General features: G+C 48.5%; 2 protein-coding genes. Both read right to left on the bottom strand.

The genetic code is table 11. The features are described 5' to 3' along the window. Positions 1-2,546 (bottom strand): LamG-like jellyroll fold domain-containing protein (locus tag GRP75_RS20890; RefSeq protein ID WP_337194252.1); only part of this gene is annotated, 2,546 nt, incomplete at its 3' end. Between the two features lie 190 nt (positions 2,547-2,736). Beyond that, a partial coding sequence (locus GRP75_RS20885) for a glycoside hydrolase family 32 protein (protein ID WP_160790258.1) occupies positions 2,737-3,925 on the bottom strand: 1,189 nt, incomplete at its 5' end.

Genomic DNA, 3,925 nt, shown 5'->3' with positions numbered 1-3,925 from the left:
CGGCTTCTGTCACTAACGTATAATGGCCCCTTATATTCCCAATTGTACATATCGTCGGATACATACACCAAAGCTGTGCCGCTACTGAAGTCTGGAAGGCCAGACGTCACTAACTGATACCACTTATCCACCTCTTTGTCATACCATACAAACGGATCACGGAACTCGTTATGGATTCCTTTCCCGTTCTGCTCCGTTACCGGCTTAGGATATTTCACCCATTTTTCCAAATAGGGATCGGACAAATCCGCCGGAGTTGCCAGCCCTGTTCTTTGGTTCGGCGACAGGGAGTCGTTGCCGGCGGTATAGAACAGGACAGGATTCCCATTTCGATCATACGCTGCACTGCCTGACCACGTGCCGTCCGGATCAAGGGTGCCCGCTTCGGGCGCAAGAGCAGGTCTTACATTTTCCCAGTTCACCATATCGTCACTCACCCAATGCCCCCAGTGGATTTGATGCCAGTATGGACCTTGCGGGTTATGTTGATAAAATAAATGGTATTTGCCGTTATAATAAATCGGTGCATGTGCTTCATTCATCCAGTTTTGCGGAGCCATCGCGTGGTACTGGGGACGGTGCTGATCTCCGTCAAACACACTTGGATCCTCATCAATGTCCGCATTCGGAATTTTCGGAATCGAACCTCCATGAAGCGCCTTCACGCTCTCATATCCAGTAAGTATCTCCTGGTTCGTAAGGGCTTTATTATGCAGCTTCACTTCATCTAGGAGTCCGCTGAACATATTGAAGGAGAACAACCCTGCCAACTCTACAGGTTTATTATTTTTCCCGATGATCAGGCTTTCGGTAGATGGTGTGATCGGAACGTTGACGGGGGTTGCTTGGGAAGCCACTTCCTCACCGTTTAGATATAACTTAATCTTTCCATCTTCTTTACTGAAAGTAGCGGCCACATAATTCCACTTGTATTTTTCCAACGGGTGATCCTTTACCCATACCTGAATCCACTGGCCGCCAATGCCTACCTGCATCGACCATGTACCGTGACGATACATTCCAAGAGAAAAGCCTTCCGCTTTATCCTGATCGGATTGGTTTACGATCGCAGACAGCTTGTTTCCGTCTCCCCATTCATAGCTGCGCGGTGCAACCCAAGCTTCGATGGTTAACGCGTCGCTTACAGGCACAGTATCCTTTTCATTGACCTCAATATAATTCGAGTATCCATCAAACAATAAGGCGCCGCCTTTTATTCCGCGCGGAGTCCATCTCGGATCCTTCGATGCCATATACCTGGCGGTGCTAAATACATAGTTCACATCGTGCTTAAGATTGTGTACTTTCTCCAACGCTTTCTTTCCTGCGCCCTCATCAAGATTTAAGTAGAAAATGGTACCCCTACCACTTGCTTGGAACCCATCAACGGCAATGCTGGCTTCATTGGAATGATCAATGACCTTTACATAAAGCTTCTTGTTGTAGTGTTCCTGCACTTTCCATGAGATTTTCTCGTTCGCACTGACATTCCCGGTTTTCATAAGCAATGTGTTGCTATTCGCATCGTAAAGTCCGACATAGGCGTTCCCAGGTTTGAGGATATCCAAAATAGTGAAGTTAATTGTTCCAGTTCCCTGAAGCGTGAAAGTATTAGAGGTGATGGAGCCCTTACCTTGCACGGAGGATTTGGGATAGAAGTTCCCTTCTTTGCTCGCATGAGCTTCATCGGTCACTTCAAAAGCATCTCCCTCAACCGTCCAGCCATCGAGATTTCCGGTTTCAAAGCTGGGATTATCGATTTCATAGCGTTTGAAATCTGGCTTGATATCCGTCGCAACAATTCCTTCAGCTGGCTCCGATTCATGGTACATGGAGAATGCGTCCGCAAAAATGATTCCCCAATCCGAGGTTGCATTATCGACGACCTCCACATACAGTTTCTTGCCTAAATGTGTGGAAAGATCAGCCTTGTATTGCACCATATTGGCAAGCCGCATGCCCAGCGCGGGATCCGGGAAGCCAACGTCGGCGAATGCACTATTTCCGTATCGGGCAATAACTTGTCCCGTATCGACTTCCACAATATTTATAAATACCTTGTCTGGGTTCTTCGCACCGCCAAGCCTGAAGCTGATCCAACCGCTTCCGCCCAGCTCGAAAGTGCTGGAACGAAGTACACCTGTTGCAGATTCGTCATACTTCCAGCCGTTTAAATGGTAAGCGCCTTCCTGGTTATACGGTATTTTTTCCGCCCACCAAGTCGTTTCGTCGGTTACGCTATTCGGACCGAACGCATTGCCTTTGACAACAGTCCATCCCGTCAAATCTCCTGTTTCAAATCCAGGATTCCGGATTTGATAGACCGAATCCGTAACTGACAATCCCACGTCATTCTTAGGAATATTTTTGATTTGATAAACCGCATCCGTAACCGATGATCTCACATCATTCTTAGGAATGGGCGTTTCTCCAGCAACAGTTTTAGATTCGGATGCGGCAGAGATTCCCGGAACAACAAGCTGGAGAACCATAGCCCATATAACCATTCCCGATATCCAAGATTTTCTTCTTTTGGCTTTCCTCATTCTCGAGCCTCCTTCGAAACTTGTTATACTTGCGAACATCGATACCTCATTTCGAAATGCTCTCCTTGTACAAAGTGAATAGTCATGAAGAAGGAAGAATATGAATGAAACGTTTCCAATCGGAGGAATGCAAAGTTACTTGATCATTTGCTGCATGACCCGATTGGTAAGGAGCGCCTAAGCAATCGTCTTACCAAATGGACTGCATATCCCATATATCCAAGGATTTAACAAACGCTTCTCCATCTCCCCAAATCTCAAGTCCCAAAGCATCTATACGGCTCGGGTACACCCGGGTTGTCAGGCTTTTCAATCCGTTTGCATAGGCTTCGACCATGGAGCGGTCCAAATAAATATGAAGCTTCAGATTCTCCCCAAGTAGCTCCAGCTTACCGCCCTGAACCCCTCTGCACTTTTCTCCCGGATACAGCGTCGTTTTCGACCGGTCAACCACGAGCATCGCTTGATTCCAATCATAATACAGCAGAGTTTCTTCCTCTCCGTCCGGCGTACAACGGACCTTGATTCCGAATTGTTTGGCGCTGCCGGGCTCCAATTCCAATTGAATCTCAAGCATGTCACCATGAACATCCCTGAGCTGTACATTAGTTTCAGCCAATGACTGGTCCCGAAGTGATAGCCTCTTGGCGCCACGCAGCGATTGAAGCTCCTGAATCGGCTCTATTCCCAGACGTCCGTCATCCCTCAAATACACGCTTAACGGCAAGCCGCCGTTATGAGCCCAGCCCGACTTATATTCCATCTCGGACGTCCGGTCGCCTTGGGCTATCGTAAAGACGATATTTCTGCCGGTCTTCGGATCAACCATTCCACTCGGTCCGGTAAAATGGAAATCCCCGACGTCAATCAATTGAGGCTCTTCTTGATCGGGGATGAACGAAAGATTTTGCTTGTCAAGTTGCCCGATCCAATAGAACACCTCGACATCCGCTCCCTTCCCCACAGGGCTGACAAGCAGGAGATGTTTGTTCACCCCCTGCTTGTCACTGCCAAGGGGAAGAAGCACAGGGAGCTCCCAGATGGGTCCAAGGTAAGGAAACTTCTGAATATCTGCTTTAAAAAACGGCCCTTTATACGTCCAATTCAGCATATCCTGTGACGCAAATGCCAGTGCTGCTCCGCCTTCGATTCCGGACCCGACCAGAGCATACCAGCCGTCATCGTCCTTCCATACGAACGGATCCCGGAAATCCCCAAATGCGCCCATTCCCTTTTTTTGCACGATCAACGGCTCCGGATGTTTGACCCAGTGAACCAGATCCGGGTTTCCGTCAAGGGTATAGGTGCTTCGGGCAAGCGCCACGCTCTGATTCGGCGAAGCGCTGTCATTGCCCGCCGTAAAGAACAAGACAGGCAGG

The sequence above is a fragment of the Paenibacillus sp. OT2-17 genome (assembly GCF_009827695.1).
Lineage (GTDB): Bacteria > Bacillota > Bacilli > Paenibacillales > Paenibacillaceae > Paenibacillus > Paenibacillus polymyxa_B.
This window is presented reverse-complemented; position numbering and strand designations above follow the sequence as displayed.